Raw genomic sequence first — 18,658 nt, forward strand, 5'->3', positions numbered from 1 at the left:
CGATGAGCGTCCGCGCCATCCGCGACCACTATCACGTCACCCGATACAACGAGCCTCCGCACCGAGCCCCCTATCGCTGAGATGACGGCATCTTCCCGCGACCTGATCGCGGGTGGAAGGTGGGGCGCTGGAGCCAGTTACAAAGCATTGACGTCTGACGACAGCCCATTGATGCAGACGTTTCTAGATGCGGACCGGGAGTTACGAGACGCGGGTCTGTCCCACTTTGCCTTCGCCCTATGGCGAAAGCCGCTTCAGAACGGATAAGTGTACGGCGGATCGCCCTTCGCCCAAGCTCCGATGACGTCGGTGCTCGCAAAGGCGTTTAGCCGTCCATCGAGGGCGTTGACCTTCGGGAAGAGGTTGGAGAGAAGAGCCCCCCCCACGGCGGGCCGTACGTCTCCGTTGGCGTAGTCTACGAACAAGGCGCTGAACGTCGTCACCGCAACGTTCCCCGCATTGCCGCCGCCGGTCATCGGGCCCTGGTAGCTTGGCGTGTAGAAGTTGTTGATCCAGGGGGCGTCGTCGGTCCACGTGAAGGTGCCGCTCTGGTTGGTGTAGGCCCCGCCGATGATGTTGTTCTTGGCGCTTGAATAGACCTTGTCGCCGCCGTTGCCCTGGAACCGCGCGACCGCCGGTTCGTGGACGTTGTTCTCGAAAACGTAGTGGCTGCACAGCTGGGTCGCTGCGGTGTTGCCAAACCCGGTCGGGACGTCGGCCGTTCCCAGCCAGACGTTCCCCTTCAGAATGTGGTCCCAGGAGTTGTCGTTCGGATTGCCCACATCGTCGTTGTTGAGCATGCCGCTGAAGGCCCCGTCGCGCGCGATGTTGCCGCGCATGATGACGTTCTGGCGGGTCGCGTTGCTGCCGTCATAGCCTTGCCACCAGTCGGCATGGATGCCGAGGTAGCCGGTGATGGCCACCGTGACGCCGAAGCAGTTCGCTACGGTCGGATTGCTGCCGCCGCCCTCGCCGCCGAGCACTGAGGCGCGCCAGCTGCCGCGGCCGTTGCCCACCGTCGCGGAGAACCCGTTCCCAAAGGTGTTGATGGTGTTGGCCAGGTCCTGGATGGTGAGGTTGGCGTCGCCGATGTACTTGCCGAGTGTCAACGGCCCCAGCACCGTTGTCCCATCGACCTGAAGCGAGAAGGTGCTGGTGGCGCCATCCGATCCGGTCTTGGTCACCGTCGCGGTCGTGTGGCCGCCGGGGTTCGTGTAGAGTACGCTGAGCATGGTCAGGTTGTTGTGATAGAAGTCGCTGTTGGTGAAGCGTGTGTAGTTCCGCGCTAGGTAATGCGTGCCCGAAAAGACGTCGCCATAAACTGAGTTGTGTTGGGTCCCTTGGCAGTAGCGTTGTGCCTGCATCATGCCGCTGACGTACTCGACATAGACGTCGTCCCAATAGCTCGGGGCCGTCGGGCCGGCGCCCAGATTGGCACCCGCCTCGCCTGAGGAATAGGGCGGGCCGCCGTTCCAATAGACGGTGTCGCGGCTTCCGGCGGAGCTGGTGAACTTGCAGCCGTTGAACCACGCGGCCTTCGATGAGAAGACGAAGCCGCACCAATTCTTCATGTCGAAGAGGATGCCGGCGCCGCGGAACTCGATCCCGTCCCAGCCGGGCGTCCAGCGCCAAGTGCTGGAGTTGTTCGGTGTGAAGGACGTACGCGCGATCGTCGCGGTGATACCCGCAGCATGAGTGATCGTGCAGAAGCCCTTGCCGCCGCCGTAGATGGAGCCGATGTCCACCGGCGCATACGTCCCGGTCTGCTGGAAAACGATCAGAGGCGCCTCAGCGGGGGCACCGCCCGTGTTGATCGTCTTCGCCGCCGCGATGGCGGCGTTGAGCGAGGTGTAGGCCCCACCTGCGCCGTCCAGGCGGACGTTCAGGGTGAAATCGTTGGCGACAGCGCGCGGGAAGACCGAGACTGGGTAGTTGCCGTCGGTGAGGCCGCCGTTGACCAAGTCGTACCCGATCACCCGGCTTTGCATGGTCGTATCGTTCGGCATAGCCGTGGCGTAGAGGCGCGCCTCGCCGGTTGTGCTGATGATCTTGAAGGCCGAGGCGTTCAGGGTGATCCAGTAGCCATAGCGGGAGCGTGAGTTCCCGTTGGCGTCGGTGTCGGTGAAGATCGACGGCGCGGTGACCGTCTGGACCTGTCCCTCGACCCAGAAGTCGACCTGCTTGAGGCCGCCCTTGGCGTCGGCGTCGACGCCGATGGTGAGGTTTGACACGAGACGCAGGTCCGACGGGACCAGCCAATGAACCGCGGGCTTGGCGGTGGTGCGCACAGGGTCGATCGGCGGGGTTCCGCCGGAGAGCGGCGTTCCGTTCCAGCGTGTCCCAGGCCCCACCACCGGGATGGCGCCGCCCGGCAGCGGCGCGGCGGCCAGGCCGCCAGCACGCGCCGCGCAGCCGACGATGCCGCCGGCCAGCGGGATCAGGGACATTCCGGTCAGCAGGCTTCGGCGCGAAATCATCCAGTATCCTCTCGGCCGGACGCCCCCAAGGCGCGGCGGCTTAGACGCATTGCAAGGTCGAGCGTCGCGATGACGCCCGCACGAACTCAGCTGGACGACGCCGTTAGTTGAAGCTGCTCGCCATCAAGATTGTCTGGGGGAGCTTGCGGTCCGCGGCCCGACACCGCAGTCCCTTCCGCCAGAATCCGATGGCAATCCCTCAACAAGAAGTCACGCCCACCTGCGATCCGCGCCCTTTTGGTGGGCCCGTAATCACCGGAAACACGCTAAACCATCCCAGTTAATTCAACGTTCTCACTCTCCGCCTTTCCGCGGCAAAGCTAGTCCCATTTCAATACGGCGTCATGCCTCGCCGGGACGCTCAATCCGCCGATGACCTGGTCGCGGCCCGTGCTATGAGCGCTCTCCCTTGGGGTGGCCGGCGAGGCGATGGAAGAGTTCCTGCGACAGTACGGGCCGATCGGGATCTTCCTGGGCGCGGGGTTCGAGGGGCAGACGGCCTTGATCGTTGGCGGCATTTTGGCGCGCCAGCACATCCTGCAGCTTTGGCTGGTGCTGCTCAGCGCCACGGCCGGATCCGGACTGGTCGATCATCTGCTGTTCGTGGCCGGCCGGCGGTTCCGCAGCCACCGCTGGGTGGTGCGGGCCACGCAGCAGCAGGCCTTCGCCAAGGCGCTGACCTTCATCGAGAAGTACCCGGTGGGCTATATTCTGGCCTTCCGCTTCATCTTCGGCCTGCGGATCGCCAGCCCCATCGCGCTGGGCGTCTCCCAGGTGCCGACCTGGCGCTTTACGCTGCTGAACATCGCGGGCGCGGTGCTTTGGGCCAGCGCCTTCACCTTGGCCGGCTTCATCTTTGGCGAGGCGGTGCACGACCTGCTGGGCCACGACCATCATGCGGGGCGCTGGACCCTGACGATCGCCGGGGGAATCGTGGCCTTCGTGGTGATCTTCTGGGGCGTCCGCCACCTGTTGCGCCGGCGCCAGACCGCGGCGCAAACCGCAGCCCAGGACAACTGAGCCGCGAGGTCCGTTGCGGTGGCCCGCGACGCGGCGTAGCGCTGATACGTCATGGCCGACTCGCGCCTTTCCCGACGTTCCCTGTTCGCCGCCGCGGCCGGCCTGACCCTGTCCGGCGAGGCGCTGGGCGGCGTCGCGCGGGCGCAACCGGATCGCGCCTGGCCGGACGGGACGTGCGGCGCGGTCAGCCTGACCTATGACGACGGGCTGAACAGCCAGCTCGACAACGCCGTGCCTGAGCTGAAGCGGCTGGGCCTGAAGGCGACCTTCTTCCTGACGGAGCAGAACGCCCACTGGCGGCTTCCCGACTGGGAGGCCCTGGCGCGCGACGGCAACGAGGTCGCCAACCACACCATGACCCATCCTTGCGCGCTCTCCGGCTATAGCGTCGGCCGCTTCGAGCAGGCCGAGATCGACCCCATGGAAGGCTATCTCGACAGCCACTTCGGCGCCGACCGCGCGCGGACCTTCGCCTATCCGTGCGGCTATCTGGGCATCGGCAAGGGCGCACGACACGCCCGCTATGCGCGCTATCGCCGGGTGCTGGAGCGTGACGGGGTGGTCGCCGCTCGGACCACCGCCGGCGGACCCAACCGGCCGCAGGAGGCCGTGGCTGATCCCCTGCACCTGCATGCGTTCGAGCCGACCTATGAGGGCGACGGCGTGGCACCGGCGATCCGCTATCTGCACGAGACCGTGGCGCAGGGCGGCTGGGCGATCCTGGTGTTCCACGACGTGCTGCCGCAGTGGCGCACGGACGGCGACGCCAGCGTGGCGACCCACAACCGCATCCTGGCCCATGTGGCCGCGCTCGACGTCTGGTGCGCCCCGATGGGGCAGGTGTTCGACTATGTCCAGGAGCATTGGGGACGCCCGGCCCGAGCCGGCGGCGCGGCGGCCAGCGGCCGATAACATTACGCAAAATTCACGTCCCAAACCGTCGCGCCACGGCCTGGCTTGCGATATAACGCCAGTCGACGGAATCGCTTCGGAGCCGGGGATCGGCGATGACGACCTTTACCGAGATTGTCGCCACGGTGGTCGTGCATTCGTCGGCTGTCGCGATGTCGCATTTCGGCGTCACCCTGGAGCCGACGCAGGTCGAGCAGGCCCAAGCGCCGGTGGAGCGGGTGATCGCGCGGACCCACGCCACGCCGGTCGGGGCGCACCGCAAGGGCGTCAAGCTGACGGACTGCCCACAGCCGCGCCAGCCGCCACGCGCGCTCACCGTCTAGCTGTTGAAGGCTTTCTGAATCACAGCGAGCTTGGTGCGAGGCGCACTACGCCGGCGCCCCAAGGTGGCGTCGACGACGGATTGAAGGCTTTCAAAGATGCGCCTCAAGTGTGAGCGCATATGCTGGGCGCCGGTCGTGGTCCCGTCAGCATAGTGGCCCCGACGTGGGGTGTCCTTTGTGAGCAGATTGTACCGCCGGCGCATTCGCATCAGCTCGTCTTCGTCGAAGATCAGCAGCGATGCGATCTGGTTGGATATTTCCTCCGGAATGTGAGGGGAATGGCCGAACTCGCAGAGCTCGAACAACACTTCCGCCGTCTTGGGCACTCGCGGCAGCGCCTGCTCATACTCCGACGGCTGCCAGGTTAGATCTTCGATGATAAAGAGGCCACCCGGCTTCAGGCACTTGAAGAGCTCGATCAAGGTCAGTTGCTGGTGGAACGACGCGTGCGAGCCATCATCCACGATGATGTCGAACTCCACGCCTCTATTGGCAATATTTCGGAGTTCCTCAGCGCTCCCGCAGTCGGCGCGCAAGAACGTGAACCAGTCGGTCGCAAAATCGGAGAAGTCGGAGATATCTACACCGTAGATGTGCGCGTGCGGCAGGAAATCATGCCACATCCGGACCGACGGTATATCGAAGACGGCTCGGTCTGCAGAATACCCTACCTCAGGCCCGCCTCTCGAAAGCCCAATCTCCATAATATTGACGGGAGAATATCGCATCGGCGCAAGCAGAAGATCGTATACGATAGTGTATCCGTGCTCCAAGGCCCCTTTGTCAGTGCCGTAATTTCGCGCAATCGCGGTCAACCCATGCTGCATGAAACCCTCTCGGCAGAATACGTGGCTAGCATTGCGCGCCGCTTGGCCGCCTCTGCGCCGATGGCGCCGACGGATCGAAACCTACTCAATGTCTTTGACCGACGCCAATGCGCGATCGCGTGCACCGTAGCAACACCGTTCTATGGGCGAAGTGCGAGGCCGCCAGCGCTTCCTCCGGCCCGGCCAAGCTGGAATTGCCGCCAGGCGGGCGCCGCCTCTCCGGCATGCCGTCGATCGCATAGACCCCGATGCGTCCGCAGGGTCTGCCGCATGTGGCGGTCGAATCGCTCGCCACGCGCGTTCACCGTCTAGCCGGACTTCCGATCAGATCGACACTGACAGGCGCCTGCGGCGCGGACGGCTGTTTGCGTCGGCGCCCATCGCGGGTAATCCTTCTCGGGCGGCGGCGGCGTCTTCCATGTTCGGGGAGCAGGGGTCGTCCAGCCGCACCGACGGAAGAGGCGTATGAGGATCAAGAAGCGGAACCGGCCGGCGGATTTCGGGACCTCGCCACGCGAGAGCCTCGCCGCCGATCCGTCGCCCGAGTGGGACGAGGACGACTCCGAGCCGGCGACGCAGTACGAGCCTGAGACCGAGCCCTACGCGCCTTTACAGCCGCCCGGATGGCGCTCGCCGGTCACCACCGTCGATCCGAACACGCCGGCGCCGCGGCGCAACGAAATGCAGCTGCATCAGGACGCGGCGAAGGATCCCTATCGTCCGCCGTCGGGGTGGCCGATCTATCTGGTGGCCTTCGCCGTAGCGGTGCTCTGGGCCCTGGCCCCGCTCGCCTTCGCCGTGGGCTACCGCAACGCGATCGCGCCGTTCCGCAACGACGTGTTCGCACTGGCCGTCTTCGGCATGTTGGCCGTGGGGCCGGCGGTCTTCGTCTTCGCCTGCGCTTACATGATCCGCCAGGGCCAGAAGCTGGGGGCCGAGGCCCGCCGCGCCAAGGCCATGGCCGAGGAGATGCTGAGCCCCGCCGTGATCGCCGCCGCCCGGGCCGGCGACGTGGCGCATGGCGTCCGCGACGAGATCCACCGCGCCGGCCTGGCGGCCGACGAGGCGCGCGAGACCCTGCTGGCCTTGCGCGACGCGCTGGCCATGGAGACCGAGCAGCTTCTGGAGGCCACTCAGAGCTCGATCCGCTCGACGCAGGAACTGACCGGGACCATGGGCCGGGAGCGCTCTGAGATGGGCGCACTGGCCCACAGCCTCGACACCCAGGCGACCCGCGTCACCGACAGCATCAGCCAGCAGGCCAAGATGGTCGCGGAGGCCACGGAGTTGGCCGACACCCAGCTGCGCGAAGCGGAAGCCGTGCTCGCTGCCCGCGCCGCCGACCTGGCCGCCGCGGCCGGGGAGGCGAGCGATGCGGCCCGCACCGCCGGCGAAGACCTGACGCGCCATATTGCGCGCCTGGAGACGGCGGGGACCGGCGTCGCCGAGCAGGTGCGCGCCGTCGAAGGCGGCCTGAGCGAACAGCGCACGGCCCTGATCACCCTGACCCAGGAGCTGAAGGCCGACCACGCCGGCTTTGCTGACCAGGCCGAGGTCCATGCGGCCAAGCTGTCGGATTTCATCGAGCACGCGCGGACCTCGTCGCAGGAGCTCAGCGACCAGGCGTTGAAGGGCGGCGAGAGCCTGCGGGCGCTGATGGCCGACGCGGCCGCGCAGTTCCACGACCTGGCGGAAACGGCCAAGGCCGAGCGGGAGGAGTTCGGCCAGTCGACGCTACAGTCGCTGGAGACGGTCTCCGAGGCCGCGGCCGAGCAGCGCGCCCAGCTGGAGGCCCAGACCCGCGCCGCAATCGACGCGCTCGGCGCCGCCGCCGAGGAGACCCGCGCCGCCGCCGCCAGCCACGCCGCCGCCGCGCGCGAGCAGGTGGACCAACTGTCGGAAGCCGCGTTCGCCGCCGGCCAGAAAGCCAATCAGGTGTTCGAGGCGCGGCTGACCGAGGCCCGCGCCTTGGTGGAGCAGTCCTCAGACATGGTCGACCAGGCGGGCGCCGCCACGGCGAAGCGCCTGGAGGAGGGCGCCGCCGCCGCGCGCGCCTCGCTGGCCGCCCTGCAGGAGATGATGGCTGACGTCGACAAACGCGCGGCCCAGTTGCCCGCTACTGCCCAGGATCAGATCGATCTGGTGCGCGCGGCGGTCACCGACGGGATGGAAGCGCTGACCGCCCAGGCGCGGCGTACGGCTGAGGAAGCCCAGGCGATCGACGCCGGCTTCCAGGAGCGTGCGCGGCGCAACTTCGAGATGCTGAGCGAGGCAGTGCGGCTGATGGGCGCCTCGGCGTCCCTGCCGACGGCCCCGCTCGCGCCGCCAGTCCTGCCGCCTGCGCCCCGCGTCGCCAAGCCGCGCGCCGTGGCCAAGGTTGAGCCCGCGCCGGCGGCGGCGGAGGAAGAGTTGGATGATCTGGAGCTGGAACTCGAAGCGCTGATGGAGCCTGCGCCGGTTCATGCGGCGCCTGATGCCGAAGCGCCGTTCGTCGAGGATCCGGGCCTGCGCCCGCGCCTGAAGCTGAAACTCACCCCCACGGCTACGGATGAGGAGTTCTCCGCGGTCTTCGAGGCGGCCGGCGGTGTGGCCGCCGACGCCGGCGAGCCGGCGCACGAGGGCGAATCCTGGACCTGGAAGGACCTGCTGGCCTCGATCGACGGCGCCGACGCCGACGGCGAGCGGCTGCAGGACATCCTGGGCGACGAGCTGGCGCAGATGGGCGTGGAACCCGCGCGCCTGTTGCCCAAGGCCCGCATCGACGAGATCGCCGCGGCCGTGCAGACCGGCGACATCGAGGGCGCCCGCGAGGTCGTCAAGCGCCTGGCTCCGGCCGCCACGCGGCGCATCGCGCGGCGCCTGGTCACCGACGACGGGCTGAAGCGGCAGGTGCAGGTCTATGTGCGCCGCTACCAGACCCTGGTGGACGACGCGGTCGTGCGCGATCCCGAGGGCTTCCTGATGGCCTCCCTCCTGGGCGACGAGGCCGGCCGACTCTATCTGCTCCTCGACGCGGCGGCGGGAGACCTGGTCTAGACGTGGCGGCGCTGGCCGCCCGGGTCGAACGCTGGCCTCTGGCGCAGCCGTTTGTGATTTCCCGGGGCGCGAAGACGCAAGCCGAGGTCGTGGTCGCTGAGATCGCGGAGGGTCCGCACCGGGGCCGCGGCGAGGCCGTGCCCTATCCTCGCTACGGCGAGACGGTCGAGGACGTTCTGGCGCAGATCGAAGGCGCGCGGGCCCGGATCGAGGCGGGCTGCGGTCGCGCCGAACTGCAGGGTCTGTTGCCGGCGGGCGCGGCGCGCAATGCGTTGGACTGCGCGCTCTGGGACCTGGAGGCCAAGCGGGCGGGCGTCCGCGCCTGGACCCTGGCCGGGCGCGCGCGGCTCGACCCGGTGAAGACCTGTTTCACGATCAGCCTGGGGCCGGTCGAGGCGATGGCGGAAGCCGCCCGGGCCAATGCGCGCCGCCCGATGCTGAAGCTGAAAATCGGCGCGCGCGACGATCTGGACGCGGTGGCTGCGGTGCGTGAGGCCGCGCCGCGCGCGCGCCTTATCGTCGACGCCAACGAGGCGCTGACCTTCGACGACCTGCGCCGCCTGGCGCCGGAGTTGGTGCGGCTGGGCGTCATGCTGGTCGAGCAGCCTCTGCCAGCGGGCGAAGACGACGCCCTGGAAGGCTACGACAGCCCTGTGCCGCTCTGCGCCGATGAGAGCCTGCACACCCGCGCCGAACTGGCCGCCTGCGTCGGCCGCTACGGCCTGGTGAACATCAAGCTCGACAAGGCCGGCGGTCTCACCGAGGCTCTGGCCTTGGCCGCCGACGCCCGGGCCGCCGGCCTCGGCCTGATGGTCGGCTGCATGGTGGCGACCTCGCTGGCCATGGCGCCCGCGATGATCCTGGCCCAGGGCGCGGAGGTGGTGGACCTCGACGGGCCGCTGCTGCTGACCCGCGACCGCGAGCCGGGATTGACTATCGAGGGCTCGATGATCGCGCCGCCTTCATCTGATCTTTGGGGTTAGGCGCGCCCGCTGGAGCTTCCCGGTCATCCAGGACGTTCCGAAGGGGCCATGGACGACGAAACCGACCGCGACCGCGCCCACCGCGCTTGGCGTAACGCTGAGCGCATCAAGCGGCTGTCCGACGAGCTGATCAAGATCGGGCCGTGGGGCCTTGGGCTGGACGGGGTGCTGGCCTGGGTGCCGGTGGCCGGCACGGTCTACAGCCTCGGGTGCGCGGGCCTGCTGCTCTATGAGGGCGTGAAGGCCAAGGCTGCACCCTGGACGCTGACGCGGATGGCCGCCTACATGGCGATCAACAGCGCCATGAGCGACGTGCCTGTCGTCGGCTGGGCGATGGACACCCTGTTCCGCGGCCAGTTCATGGCGGCCAATGCGCTGCAGAAGGACATCGAGGCGCGCCACGGGCCGGCGGAGGCGCAGGCGCTGGACCCGCGATGGCGGCCTGTGGCGCGGCCTGTGAGCCGGCCATCGCCCTAAGCTGAAACCGTGCTAGTGACCGCGCGTCCTGAAACGGCGCGAGATCCCTATGCTGACCAATCCCTTCACCCGCACGCCTGCGAAGATCGCGGTGATCGGGTTGGGCTATGTGGGGTTGCCGCTGGCGGTGGCGTTTTCCGCCGAGCAGGAGGTCATTGGCTTCGACATCAAGGCCGGGCGGATCGCCGAGTTGTTGAAAGGCGAGGACCGGACGCTTGAGGTCTCGACGGCGGAGCTGGCGGCGGCCAAGGGGCTGAAGCTGAGCTCCGATCCGGCAGACCTCCCGGCCTGCAACGTCTTCATCGTCACCGTTCCGACGCCGATCGATGCGCAGAAGCGGCCAGACCTTTCGGCCCTGATGGCGGCGAGCCGGACGGTGGGCGCGGCGATCGGCAAGGGCGGCGTGGTGATCTATGAGTCGACAGTCTATCCCGGCGCCACGGAAGAAGACTGCGTGCCGGTGGTGGCGCAGGTTTCGGGCCTGACGTTCAATCTCGACTTCTTCGCCGGCTACAGTCCTGAGCGGGCTAATCCGGGCGATCCGACGCACCGCCTGGCCAATATCGTCAAGGTGACGGCCGGCTCGACGCCGGAGGCCGCCGGGTTTGTGGATGCGCTTTATTCGGCGGTGGTGACGGCGGGCACGCACCGCGCCAGCTCGATCCGGGTGGCCGAGGCGGCCAAGGTGATCGAGAACACTCAGCGTGACCTGAATATCGCCCTGATTAACGAATTCTCCCTTATATTCCAGAGGCTTGGTGTCGATACCTCAGAGGTGCTGGCGGCGGCTGGGACCAAATGGAACTTCCTGAACTTCCGGCCGGGCCTGGTGGGTGGTCACTGCATCGGGGTCGATCCCTACTACCTGACGCACAAGGCCGAGCAGCTGGGCTACCACCCCGAGGTGATCCTCGCCGGGCGGCGGATCAACGACGGCATGGGCCCCTACGTGGCTCGCCAGCTAGCGGCCGAAATGGACCGACGCGGCGTCGCGGCCAAGGGCGCACGCGTCCTGGTGATGGGCCTGGCGTTCAAGGAGAACTGCCCGGACCTGCGCAACACCCGCGTCATCGACATCATCGCCGACCTGCAGGGGCGCGGCGCCGCGGTCGATGTCTGGGACCCCTGGATCGACGCCGACGAGGCGCGCCACGAATACGGCCTCGACCTGATCAGTGAACCCGAGGTGGGCGCCTACGACGCCATCGTCCTGGCTGTGGCGCACCGACAGTTCGTGGAGCTGGGCCCCGACGCCATCCGCGCCTTCGGAGCGCCGAAGGCGGTGCTGTTCGACGTGAAGAGCGTGCTGCCGAAAGAGGCGACTGACCTACGCCTCTAAAGCAGGTCCTCAATGCGGATCGGCAGGTCGCGGATGCGCTTGCCTGTGGCGTGGAAGACCGCGTTGGCGACCGCGGCGTTCATGCCGACGATGCCGATCTCGCCGATACCCTTGACGCCGAGGGGGTTCACGCGCGGGTCCTCCTCCGGCACGAAGATCACGTCGAGCTGGCCGATGTCGGCGTTCACCGGGACCAGGTAGTCGGCGAGGTTGGTGTTCACGTAGCGCGCCGTCTTGGGATCGATCTCGGTGGCCTCGTGCAGGGCGGAGGAGACGCCCCAGATGGCGCCGCCCATGAACTGGCTGTAGGCGGCCAGCGGGTTGACGATCGTCCCGGCAGCGAAAGCCGAGACGATGCGCGGCGTGCGGATCTCGCGCGTGCGCCCATGAACGCGGACCTCGATGAAATGGGCTCCGAAAGCGTAGGCGGTGACGTCCTTGCGGCCCGTGCCGCGGGACATGGCCATCTTGCCTTCGTAAAGGCCGGCGGCGGCCTCGGACGACAGGCCAGCGGGCACGTTCTCCACATGGACTTCGAGCGCGCCGCCGGCGACACGGGCGAGGGCAGTCGGAAGCGGTTCGGACTTGCCGCCGGGGCCGACCAGGGCGCCGTCTCGCAGCCGTAGCGCGCCGGGGTCGGCGCCCGCGAAGGGCCCGGCGTTGTTGCGCACGGCGGCCACGGCCAGCCGGCTTCGGATCTCCTCACACGCCTTGGCGGCGGCGTTGGTGGTGGAGGCGGCGTTGTTGGAGCCGCCGGCGCCGGGCACCGGCGGCAGGTCGGAATCGCCCATCAGGACGGTGACGTCCCGGAGCGCCAAGCCCAGTTTGTCGGCGACGGTGATGGCGACCACCGTATAGGCGCCGGTGCCGATCTCGTGGCCGGCCATCTGGATCGTGGCCTTGCCCTGGGGTGTCAGCGACAGGCGGGCCGCCGCCGGGCCGATGTTGGACGGATAGCAGGAGGTCGCGCAGCCCAGGCCGATCAGCCAATCGCCGTCGCGCATCGACGCCGGCTTCGGATTGCGCTTGGCCCAATCGAACCTGGCGGCGGCCTGGTCGAAGCATTTCATCAGCGAGCGGCTGGAGAAGGGCAGACCATCGACCGGGTCGGTCTGGGTGTCGTTGATGCGGCGCAGCTCGACAGGGTCCATGTCGAGCGCATAGGCGAGCTCGTCCATGCCACATTCGAGGGCGAACATGTAGGGCGTGTCCGGCGGAGCTCGCATGAAGCCCGGGGTATTGCGGTCGGCGTGGACGATGCTGACCTTGGTCGCGATGTTGGGGCTGGCGTACATCCGCGCGGTCGTGGCGGTTCCGGCGACGTTGTATTTCGAGGGCCGCGACGTGATCTCCCGGCCCTCGTGGCTGACCGAGACCAGCTTGCCGCTGCGGTCGGCGCCCAGCTGGACGTGGTGGCGGGTCTCGGCGCGGTAGGTGACGATGGTGAAGCCGTCGGCGCGGCTGGCCATCAGCTTGACCGGGCGTTTCAGGCGCCGCGCCGCGACTGCGATCCAGGCTGTGCGGGAGCTGGCCGTGCCGCGCGAACCGAAGCCGCCGCCAACGTAGCGCGAGATCGTGCGAACATTGGCGAGGTCGAGGCTGAGTTGCCGGGCCACCGCGCCCTTCAGTCCGTACATCGACTGGGTGGGCTCGTAGATGATCAGCCTCGGTCCTTCCCAGACGCAGGTGGTGGTGAAGAGCTCCATCGGATTGTGGTGCTGGGTCGGCGTCGAGTAGCGGGCGTCGACCTTGACCGCCGCCGAGGCGAAGGCGGCGGCCGCGTCGCCTTTCGCGGGCGGCGGTGACTCCGGGTTGGCCTTCTTCGGCTCGATCTCGGCGCCGGGGCTGTCGAAGGTGGCGCTGGGCGTCTCGGCCTCGTAGTCGACGACCACCTTGTCGGCAGCCTCCTGGGCCGCCTCGATGCTGTCGGCCAGCACGATGCCGATGATCTGGCCGTCATGCCAGATGCGGTCGGTCTCCAGGGTCGTGGTGGTCGGACCACCGTCGGGGCCGATCGGAGACTTGATCTCGGAGCCCACGTTCGCGTGGGTCAGGATGTCGAGCACGCCCGGGACCGCGCGGGCGGCCTCGAGATGCATGGCTCGAATCCGGCCGCGTGCGATCGCGCTGGTGACCAGGACGGCGTAGGCGGGGCTGGCGGGCGCCTCGTCGGACGCGAAGCGGGCTTGGCCGGTGACCTTCAGGGCGCCCTCGATGCGGGTCGCGGGCTGGCCGATATGATGGGCGCGCAGGTGTCCGGTATCGTCGGCCATGGTCAGACCTCCATCCGGCCGGCCTGGAGGAGCGCGCGGACCAGGGTGCGTCTGCCGAGCTCGATGCGGAAGGCGTTCTGGCCGTGGGCGGTCGCGCCGGCGAAGGCGGCGTCGGCGGCGGCGCGGGCGCTCGCCTCGTCTAGGCGATGGCCTTGCAGCGCGGCCTCGGCTTCATGGCTGCGCCAGGGCTTGGCGGCGACGCCGCCCAGGCCGATGCGCGATGTCCGGATCGTCCCGCCGTCGAGGTCCAGGGCAACGGCGGCCGAGGCGAGGGCGAATTCGTAGGACTGGCGGTCGCGGACCTTCAGGTAGAGCGAGCGGCGCGTCCAGGGTCCGGCTGGGACGCTGAAGCCGGTGATCAGTTCGCCAGGCTTGAGGGTGGTTTCGACGTGCGGCGTGTCGCCCGGCAGGCGGTGCAGGTCTTCGAAGGCGATGACGCGGCGGCCGGCGGGACCTTCTACATCGACCGTGGCGCCGAGCGTGGCCAGCGCCGTGGCGAAGTCGCCGGGATAGTTGGCGATGCAGTGGTCGCTGACGCCGAGCACGGCGAGCTTCCGGTTGGCGCCTTCCAGGGCCGCGCAACCGGAGCCGGGCTTGCGCTTGTTGCAGGCGGCCCAGTGGGTGTCGCGGAAGTAGGTGCAGCGAGTGCGCTGCAGGACGTTGCCGCCGAGGCTCGCCATGTTGCGAATCTGCGGGCTGGCGGCGAGGTCGAGCGATTGGGCGATCACCGGGAAGGCGCGGCGCACGGCCGGGTGCTCGGCGACGTCGGACATGCGGGCCAGGGCGCCGAGGCGCAGGTGGTCGCTGTCGGCGGCGATCTCGCTGTGATCGCGGGCCAAGGCATTGATATCCACCACCGTGGCGGGCCGCATGACGTCGAGCTTCATCAGGTCGACGAGGGTGGTGCCGCCGGCCAGGTAGTGGGTGTTGGCCGAGGCGGCCGCAAGGCTCAAGGCCTGGGCGCGGTCGGCGGCGTGCTCATAGTGGAACGGGCGCATCAGGCGCGCTCCATCTTCGCCGCGGCGTCGCGAACCGCGGCGACGATCTTCGGATAGGCCGCGCAGCGGCAGAGGTTGCCACTCATATATTCGCGGGTCGCTTCGTCGGTCTTGGCGTGGCCCTCCTGGACGCAGGCGACGGCGGACATGATTTGGCCGGGCGTGCAGTAGCCGCACTGGAAGGCGTCGTGTTCGATGAAGGCGGCCTGCATCGGATGCAGGACGCCGTCGTGGGCCAAGCCCTCGATGGTCGTGACCTTCCGGCGTTGCACGGTAGCGGCCAGCGTCAGGCAGGCGAGGACGCGGCGGCCATCGATGTGCACCGTGCAGGCGCCGCACTGGCCGTGGTCGCAGCCCTTCTTGGAGCCGGTCAGGTCGAGGTGCTCGCGCAACGCGTCCAGCAGGGTGGTACGCGGATCGAGGGCGAGGCGGTGATCGCGCCCGTTGACGGTGAGCGTCATGTCCATGTGCGGCCTGCCTCCCGGCGCAGGGTGGTGCGCGGCGGGCTTTGCAGCGGCGGCCGCAGCCAGCGGCAGGGCGGCGACGCCCGTGGCGCCGGCCAGAATACCTCTGCGGCTAGGACGCCGTTCGGGTTCGCTGTCGTGCGCCATCCGTCCTCTCGCGCCACGTTCGGCTCAAGAACCCGGCGGCGGCGGAGCGGTTCCGATCAGGCGGCGTAGTACTCGCGGTACCAGTCGACGAAGGCGCCGATGCCCACTTCGATCGGCGTCGAGGGTGCATAACCCAGCGCGGTCTTGGTCTCGGCCACATCGGCCTCGGTGCGGGCCACGTCGCCGGGCTGCATGGGCAGGAGGTTGAGCTTGGCCTTGATGCCCAGCTTCTGCTCCAGGACTTCGATGTAGCGCATCAGTTCGACCCGCTGGCTGTTGCCCAGGTTCAGCACCCGCCAGGGCGCGACGCCACTGGTGGCCGGGTCGGGATGGACCGGGTCCCAACTGGGATTGATCTGGGCGGGACGGTCGATCGCGGCGATCAGGCCATCGACGATGTCGCCGACATAGGTGAAGTCGCGCTGCATATTGCCTTCGCCGTAGACGTCGATCGGGCGGCCGGCGAGCATCGCCTCGGTGAACTTGAAGAGCGCCATGTCCGGCCGGCCCCAGGGGCCGTAGACCGTGAAGAACCGGAAGCCCGTCGAGGGGATGCCGAAGAGGTGGGAATAGCTGTGCGCCATCGCCTCGTTGGCGAGCTTGGTGGCGGCGTAGAGGGTGATCGGGTGGTTCGCCCCGTTGTGGACGTTGAACGGCATGTTGCCGTTGGCGCCATAGACCGAGCTGGTCGAGGCGTAGACTAGGTGCTTCGGCTGCACGGACCGGCAGCCTTCCAGGATATTCAGGAAGCCGACGACGTTGGAGTCCACGTAGGTGCGCGGGCTTTCGAGGCTGTAGCGGACGCCGGCCTGGGCGGCGAGGTTGACCACGACCTCGGGCCGGGCCTCAGCGAAGACGGCCTCCACGCCCTTCCTGTCGGCCAGGTCGACCTTGGCGTGGCGGTAGCCGGCCTCGCGTTCGAGGATCGCCAGGCGCGCGGCCTTCAGCGTGGGATCGTAGTAGGCGTTGAGGTCGTCCAGGCCCACGACCTCATCGCCGCGCGCCAAGAGCTTGCGGGCCAGATGGAAGCCGATGAAGCCGGCCGAGCCGGTGACCAGGATCGCCATGGGTCCCGCTGTGCCACCTTGGGGGCAGAAGTTCAAACGTCGTGAAACGGGCCGTCGGGCGGCTCGACTCTGCCGCCGGGGGTCTTAAGACTAGGCCGTTCAGTTTCGCGGGGGCGTCATGAAGATTTCCACTCTGTTGGCGGCTGTGGCCGTCGCGGTCGCTGGTCTGTCGTCAGTGCAGGCGATGGCCAAGACGCCGCTCACCCACGAAGCCCTGTGGATGATGAAGCGCGTCGGCTCGCCCGAGGTGAGCCCGGACGGCAAGTGGGTGGTCTTCTCGATCACCGAGCCGTCCTACGAGCCGGACAAGGCGATCAGCGACCTGTGGCTGGTTCCAACGGCCGGCAGCGCTGCGCCCAAGCGGCTGACCAACACCAAGGCGGCCGAGGGCGGCGTGGTCTGGTCGCCGGACTCGACGAAGATCGCCTTCACCACCAAGCGCGAGGGCGACGAGGTCGATCAGGTCTATGTGCTGGACGTGATCGGCGGCGGCGAGGCGCGGCGGGTGACCAGCCTCGCGACCGCGGCGACCCGGCCGCAATGGCGGCCGGACGGGCAGGCGCTGCTGTTCGAGACCATGGTCTATCCGAATGCGCTGGACGACGAGGCCAACAAGAAGGCCATCGCCGCCAAGAAGGCCCGCAAATACAACGTCCGCACCTACGAGCACTTCCCGATCCGCTATTGGAACGAGTGGCTCGACGAGCGGATGCCGGCCATCGAGGTGGTGGGGCTGGAGCCCGGCGCGAAGCCCAGGGACATCCTGTCGCCGACCAAGCTGGCCCATACGCCCGGCTTCTCCGGGCCCGAGGGCGAGACCAGCATCTCGCTGTCGCCGGTCTGGAGCCCGGACGGCAAGGAGGTGGTGTTCTCCGCCACCGTCGAGCGTTGGAACTCGGCGTTCAGCGAGGTGAACTACCAGCTCTATCGCCTGCCGGTGGACGGCGGCGAGGCCCAGCCAGTCACGCCCGCCAAGGGCGGCTTCCGCTCGCCTACCTTCAGCGCCGACGGCAAGAGCCTCTATTTCGGCTACGCGCCGCGCACCGAGGAGATCTACAACCTCGCCCGCTTCTCGAAGGTGGCCTGGCCGGCCGGCGGCGAGATCACCACCGTCGCCAAGGATTTCGACCGCGAGCCGGAGCGGTTCCAGATCACTCCGGACGGCAAGACGGCCTACATCCTCGTGCCGGAAGCCGGGAAGACCAACCTCTACAGCGTGCCGACCGCCGGCGGGAAACCGGCCCTGGTCATCGAGCCGGCCACCGGCGGCTATGGCGCGCTCACCATCCCGCAGAAGGCGGCCAAACCGCTCCTGATCGCCAACTACGGCAGCTCGGTCAGTCCCGAGGAGATCGTGCGCATTGACCCGGCGGCCAAGACCCACGCCAACCTGACCAATGTCGACACCGCCGAAGCCGCGACCTTCGATTGGCAGGCGCCGCAGCACTTCTGGTTCACCAGCGCCGGCGGGCGGCAGATCCACAACATGATCATCCTGCCGCCGAACTTCGATCCGTCGAAGAAGTACCCGCTGCTGGTCTTCATCCACGGCGGCGCGGCCAGCATGAACGCCGATGCGATCGGGCTGCGGTGGAACTACCACCTGCTGACGGCCGCCGGGTACGTGATGCTGATGACCGACTACACGGGCTCGACCGGGTTCGGCGAGAAGTTCGCCCAGGCGATCAAGCTCGATCCGCTGAAGACGCCCGGCCTGGAAATCGACCAGGCGGTGAACGAGGCGCTGAAGCGCTATGCCTATATCGACGGGACGAAGATGTGCGCGCTAGGCGCCAGCTACGGCGGCCACATGGTCAACTGGCTGGAGGCCACGACCACCCGCTACAAGTGCCTGGTCAGCCATGCCGGCGAAGTCGATCTCGAGAGCCAGTGGGGCATGAGCGACGGCATCTACAACCGCGAGGTCACCAATGGCGGGCCGCCCTGGGAGGGCAACCCGATCTGGCGCGACCAGAGCCCGATCACCTACGCCAAGAACTGGAAGACCCCGATGCTGCTGTCAATCGGCGAGCGCGACTTCCGTGTGCCGATCGGGAACACGCTGGAGAACTGGTCGACCCTGCAGCGGATGAAGGTGCCGAGCCGGCTCCTGGTGTGGCCGGACGCCTGGCACTGGATCCTGAAGCCCGAGGACAGCCGCCACTTCTACGCGGAGGTCGACACCTGGCTGGCGCACTACCTGAAGGACGGGCCCGCGCCGCCGTCGCCGGGAGCCATGACCACGCCGAAGTGATCGATTTGGCTGCGTCTTGCGGTGATCCGAAGCCGTAACTCTGCGTTATGGGCTAGGGACG

General features: G+C 68.1%; 14 protein-coding genes. 8 read left to right on the forward strand and 6 right to left on the reverse strand.

Going from position 1 to position 18,658, the window contains the following annotated elements; translation table 11 throughout:
• Positions 1-254 precede the first annotated feature (254 nt).
• A complete protein-coding gene (locus VHS75_RS10910) occupies positions 255-2,477 on the reverse strand; it encodes a hypothetical protein (RefSeq protein ID WP_329638641.1) in 2,223 nt (740 codons plus the stop codon).
• A gap of 414 nt (positions 2,478-2,891) precedes the next feature.
• Here VHS75_RS10910 and VHS75_RS10915 point away from each other — a divergent pair, with 414 nt between their 5' ends.
• The 3 genes from VHS75_RS10915 (at position 2,892) to VHS75_RS10925 (ending at position 4,732) form a co-directional block, all read left to right on the forward strand.
• A complete protein-coding gene (locus VHS75_RS10915) occupies positions 2,892-3,497 on the forward strand; it encodes a DedA family protein (RefSeq protein ID WP_329638642.1) in 606 nt (201 codons plus the stop codon).
• A gap of 51 nt (positions 3,498-3,548) precedes the next feature.
• Complete coding sequence (locus VHS75_RS10920; protein ID WP_329638643.1) at positions 3,549-4,409, forward strand: polysaccharide deacetylase family protein; 861 nt, start codon at positions 3,549-3,551, stop codon at positions 4,407-4,409.
• 95 nt (positions 4,410-4,504) lie between these two features.
• Positions 4,505-4,732 (forward strand): hypothetical protein, encoded by a 228-nt coding sequence (locus VHS75_RS10925; protein WP_329638644.1) that lies wholly within the window; start codon positions 4,505-4,507, stop codon positions 4,730-4,732.
• Here the strand turns inward: VHS75_RS10925 and VHS75_RS10930 are convergent.
• Positions 4,729-5,559, reverse strand: a complete 831-nt coding sequence (locus tag VHS75_RS10930) for a hypothetical protein (RefSeq protein ID WP_329638645.1) — start codon at positions 5,557-5,559, stop codon at positions 4,729-4,731. The genes VHS75_RS10925 and VHS75_RS10930 overlap by 4 nt on opposite strands.
• Positions 5,560-6,024: 465 nt before the next feature.
• Between VHS75_RS10930 and VHS75_RS10935 the strand changes: the two genes are divergently transcribed.
• From VHS75_RS10935 to VHS75_RS10950, 4 genes are read left to right on the forward strand one after another with little or no spacing between them, the layout of a single operon-like run.
• On the forward strand, positions 6,025-8,595 hold the full coding sequence (locus VHS75_RS10935) for a polar localization protein TipN (protein WP_329638646.1): 2,571 nt from the start codon (positions 6,025-6,027) through the stop codon (positions 8,593-8,595).
• 2 nt (positions 8,596-8,597) lie between these two features.
• Positions 8,598-9,578: an N-acetyl-D-Glu racemase DgcA gene (dgcA, locus tag VHS75_RS10940; RefSeq protein WP_329638647.1), complete on the forward strand. Its 981-nt coding sequence runs from the start codon at positions 8,598-8,600 to the stop codon at positions 9,576-9,578.
• 48 nt (positions 9,579-9,626) lie between these two features.
• A complete protein-coding gene (locus tag VHS75_RS10945) occupies positions 9,627-10,055 on the forward strand; it encodes a DUF4112 domain-containing protein (protein WP_329638648.1) in 429 nt (142 codons plus the stop codon).
• Between the two features lie 49 nt (positions 10,056-10,104).
• Positions 10,105-11,394: a nucleotide sugar dehydrogenase gene (locus tag VHS75_RS10950; protein ID WP_329638649.1), complete on the forward strand. Its 1,290-nt coding sequence runs from the start codon at positions 10,105-10,107 to the stop codon at positions 11,392-11,394.
• Here the strand turns inward: VHS75_RS10950 and VHS75_RS10955 are convergent.
• Genes VHS75_RS10955 through VHS75_RS10970 form a run of 4 tightly spaced genes read right to left on the reverse strand, consistent with a single transcriptional unit; the run spans position 11,391 to position 16,343 of the window.
• Positions 11,391-13,667 (reverse strand): xanthine dehydrogenase family protein molybdopterin-binding subunit, encoded by a 2,277-nt coding sequence (locus tag VHS75_RS10955; protein ID WP_329638650.1) that lies wholly within the window; start codon positions 13,665-13,667, stop codon positions 11,391-11,393. The two genes, VHS75_RS10950 and VHS75_RS10955, sit on opposite strands and share 4 nt — an antisense overlap.
• A gap of 2 nt (positions 13,668-13,669) precedes the next feature.
• Positions 13,670-14,665 carry a xanthine dehydrogenase family protein subunit M gene (locus VHS75_RS10960; RefSeq protein WP_329638651.1) on the reverse strand — a complete coding sequence of 332 codons (996 nt, stop codon included), beginning with the start codon at positions 14,663-14,665 and terminating at the stop codon, positions 13,670-13,672.
• The gene (locus tag VHS75_RS10965) at positions 14,665-15,276 is read right to left on the reverse strand and encodes a (2Fe-2S)-binding protein (protein ID WP_329638652.1); all 612 of its coding nucleotides are present in this window, start codon (positions 15,274-15,276) and stop codon (positions 14,665-14,667) included. The genes VHS75_RS10960 and VHS75_RS10965 overlap by 1 nt, the downstream gene beginning before the upstream one ends.
• Positions 15,277-15,332: 56 nt before the next feature.
• Complete coding sequence (locus VHS75_RS10970; protein ID WP_329638653.1) at positions 15,333-16,343, reverse strand: NAD-dependent epimerase; 1,011 nt, start codon at positions 16,341-16,343, stop codon at positions 15,333-15,335.
• Positions 16,344-16,461: 118 nt separating this feature from the next.
• Here VHS75_RS10970 and VHS75_RS10975 point away from each other — a divergent pair, with 118 nt between their 5' ends.
• Positions 16,462-18,597 carry a S9 family peptidase gene (locus VHS75_RS10975; protein WP_329638654.1) on the forward strand — a complete coding sequence of 712 codons (2,136 nt, stop codon included), beginning with the start codon at positions 16,462-16,464 and terminating at the stop codon, positions 18,595-18,597.
• Positions 18,598-18,658 lie beyond the last annotated feature (61 nt).

Origin of the sequence: Phenylobacterium sp., assembly GCF_036264965.1 — a bacterium.
GTDB lineage: Bacteria > Pseudomonadota > Alphaproteobacteria > Caulobacterales > Caulobacteraceae > Phenylobacterium.

What these genes read in the sequence shown, in the direction of transcription:
- VHS75_RS10925 (WP_329638644.1), top strand. Translation starts at nt 4,505, where the DNA reads ATGACGACCTTTACCGAGATTGTCGCCACGGTGGTCGTGCATTCGTCG.
- VHS75_RS10930 (WP_329638645.1), bottom strand. Translation starts at nt 5,559, where the DNA reads ATGCAGCATGGGTTGACCGCGATTGCGCGAAATTACGGCACTGACAAA.
- VHS75_RS10960 (WP_329638651.1), bottom strand. Translation starts at nt 14,665, where the DNA reads ATGCGCCCGTTCCACTATGAGCACGCCGCCGACCGCGCCCAGGCCTTG.
- VHS75_RS10920 (WP_329638643.1), top strand. Translation starts at nt 3,549, where the DNA reads ATGGCCGACTCGCGCCTTTCCCGACGTTCCCTGTTCGCCGCCGCGGCC.
- VHS75_RS10935 (WP_329638646.1), top strand. Translation starts at nt 6,025, where the DNA reads ATGAGGATCAAGAAGCGGAACCGGCCGGCGGATTTCGGGACCTCGCCA.
- VHS75_RS10910 (WP_329638641.1), bottom strand. Translation starts at nt 2,477, where the DNA reads ATGATTTCGCGCCGAAGCCTGCTGACCGGAATGTCCCTGATCCCGCTG.
- VHS75_RS10970 (WP_329638653.1), bottom strand. Translation starts at nt 16,343, where the DNA reads ATGGCGATCCTGGTCACCGGCTCGGCCGGCTTCATCGGCTTCCATCTG.
- VHS75_RS10965 (WP_329638652.1), bottom strand. Translation starts at nt 15,276, where the DNA reads ATGGCGCACGACAGCGAACCCGAACGGCGTCCTAGCCGCAGAGGTATT.
- VHS75_RS10955 (WP_329638650.1), bottom strand. Translation starts at nt 13,667, where the DNA reads ATGGCCGACGATACCGGACACCTGCGCGCCCATCATATCGGCCAGCCC.
- VHS75_RS10945 (WP_329638648.1), top strand. Translation starts at nt 9,627, where the DNA reads ATGGACGACGAAACCGACCGCGACCGCGCCCACCGCGCTTGGCGTAAC.
- VHS75_RS10975 (WP_329638654.1), top strand. Translation starts at nt 16,462, where the DNA reads ATGAAGATTTCCACTCTGTTGGCGGCTGTGGCCGTCGCGGTCGCTGGT.
- VHS75_RS10950 (WP_329638649.1), top strand. Translation starts at nt 10,105, where the DNA reads ATGCTGACCAATCCCTTCACCCGCACGCCTGCGAAGATCGCGGTGATC.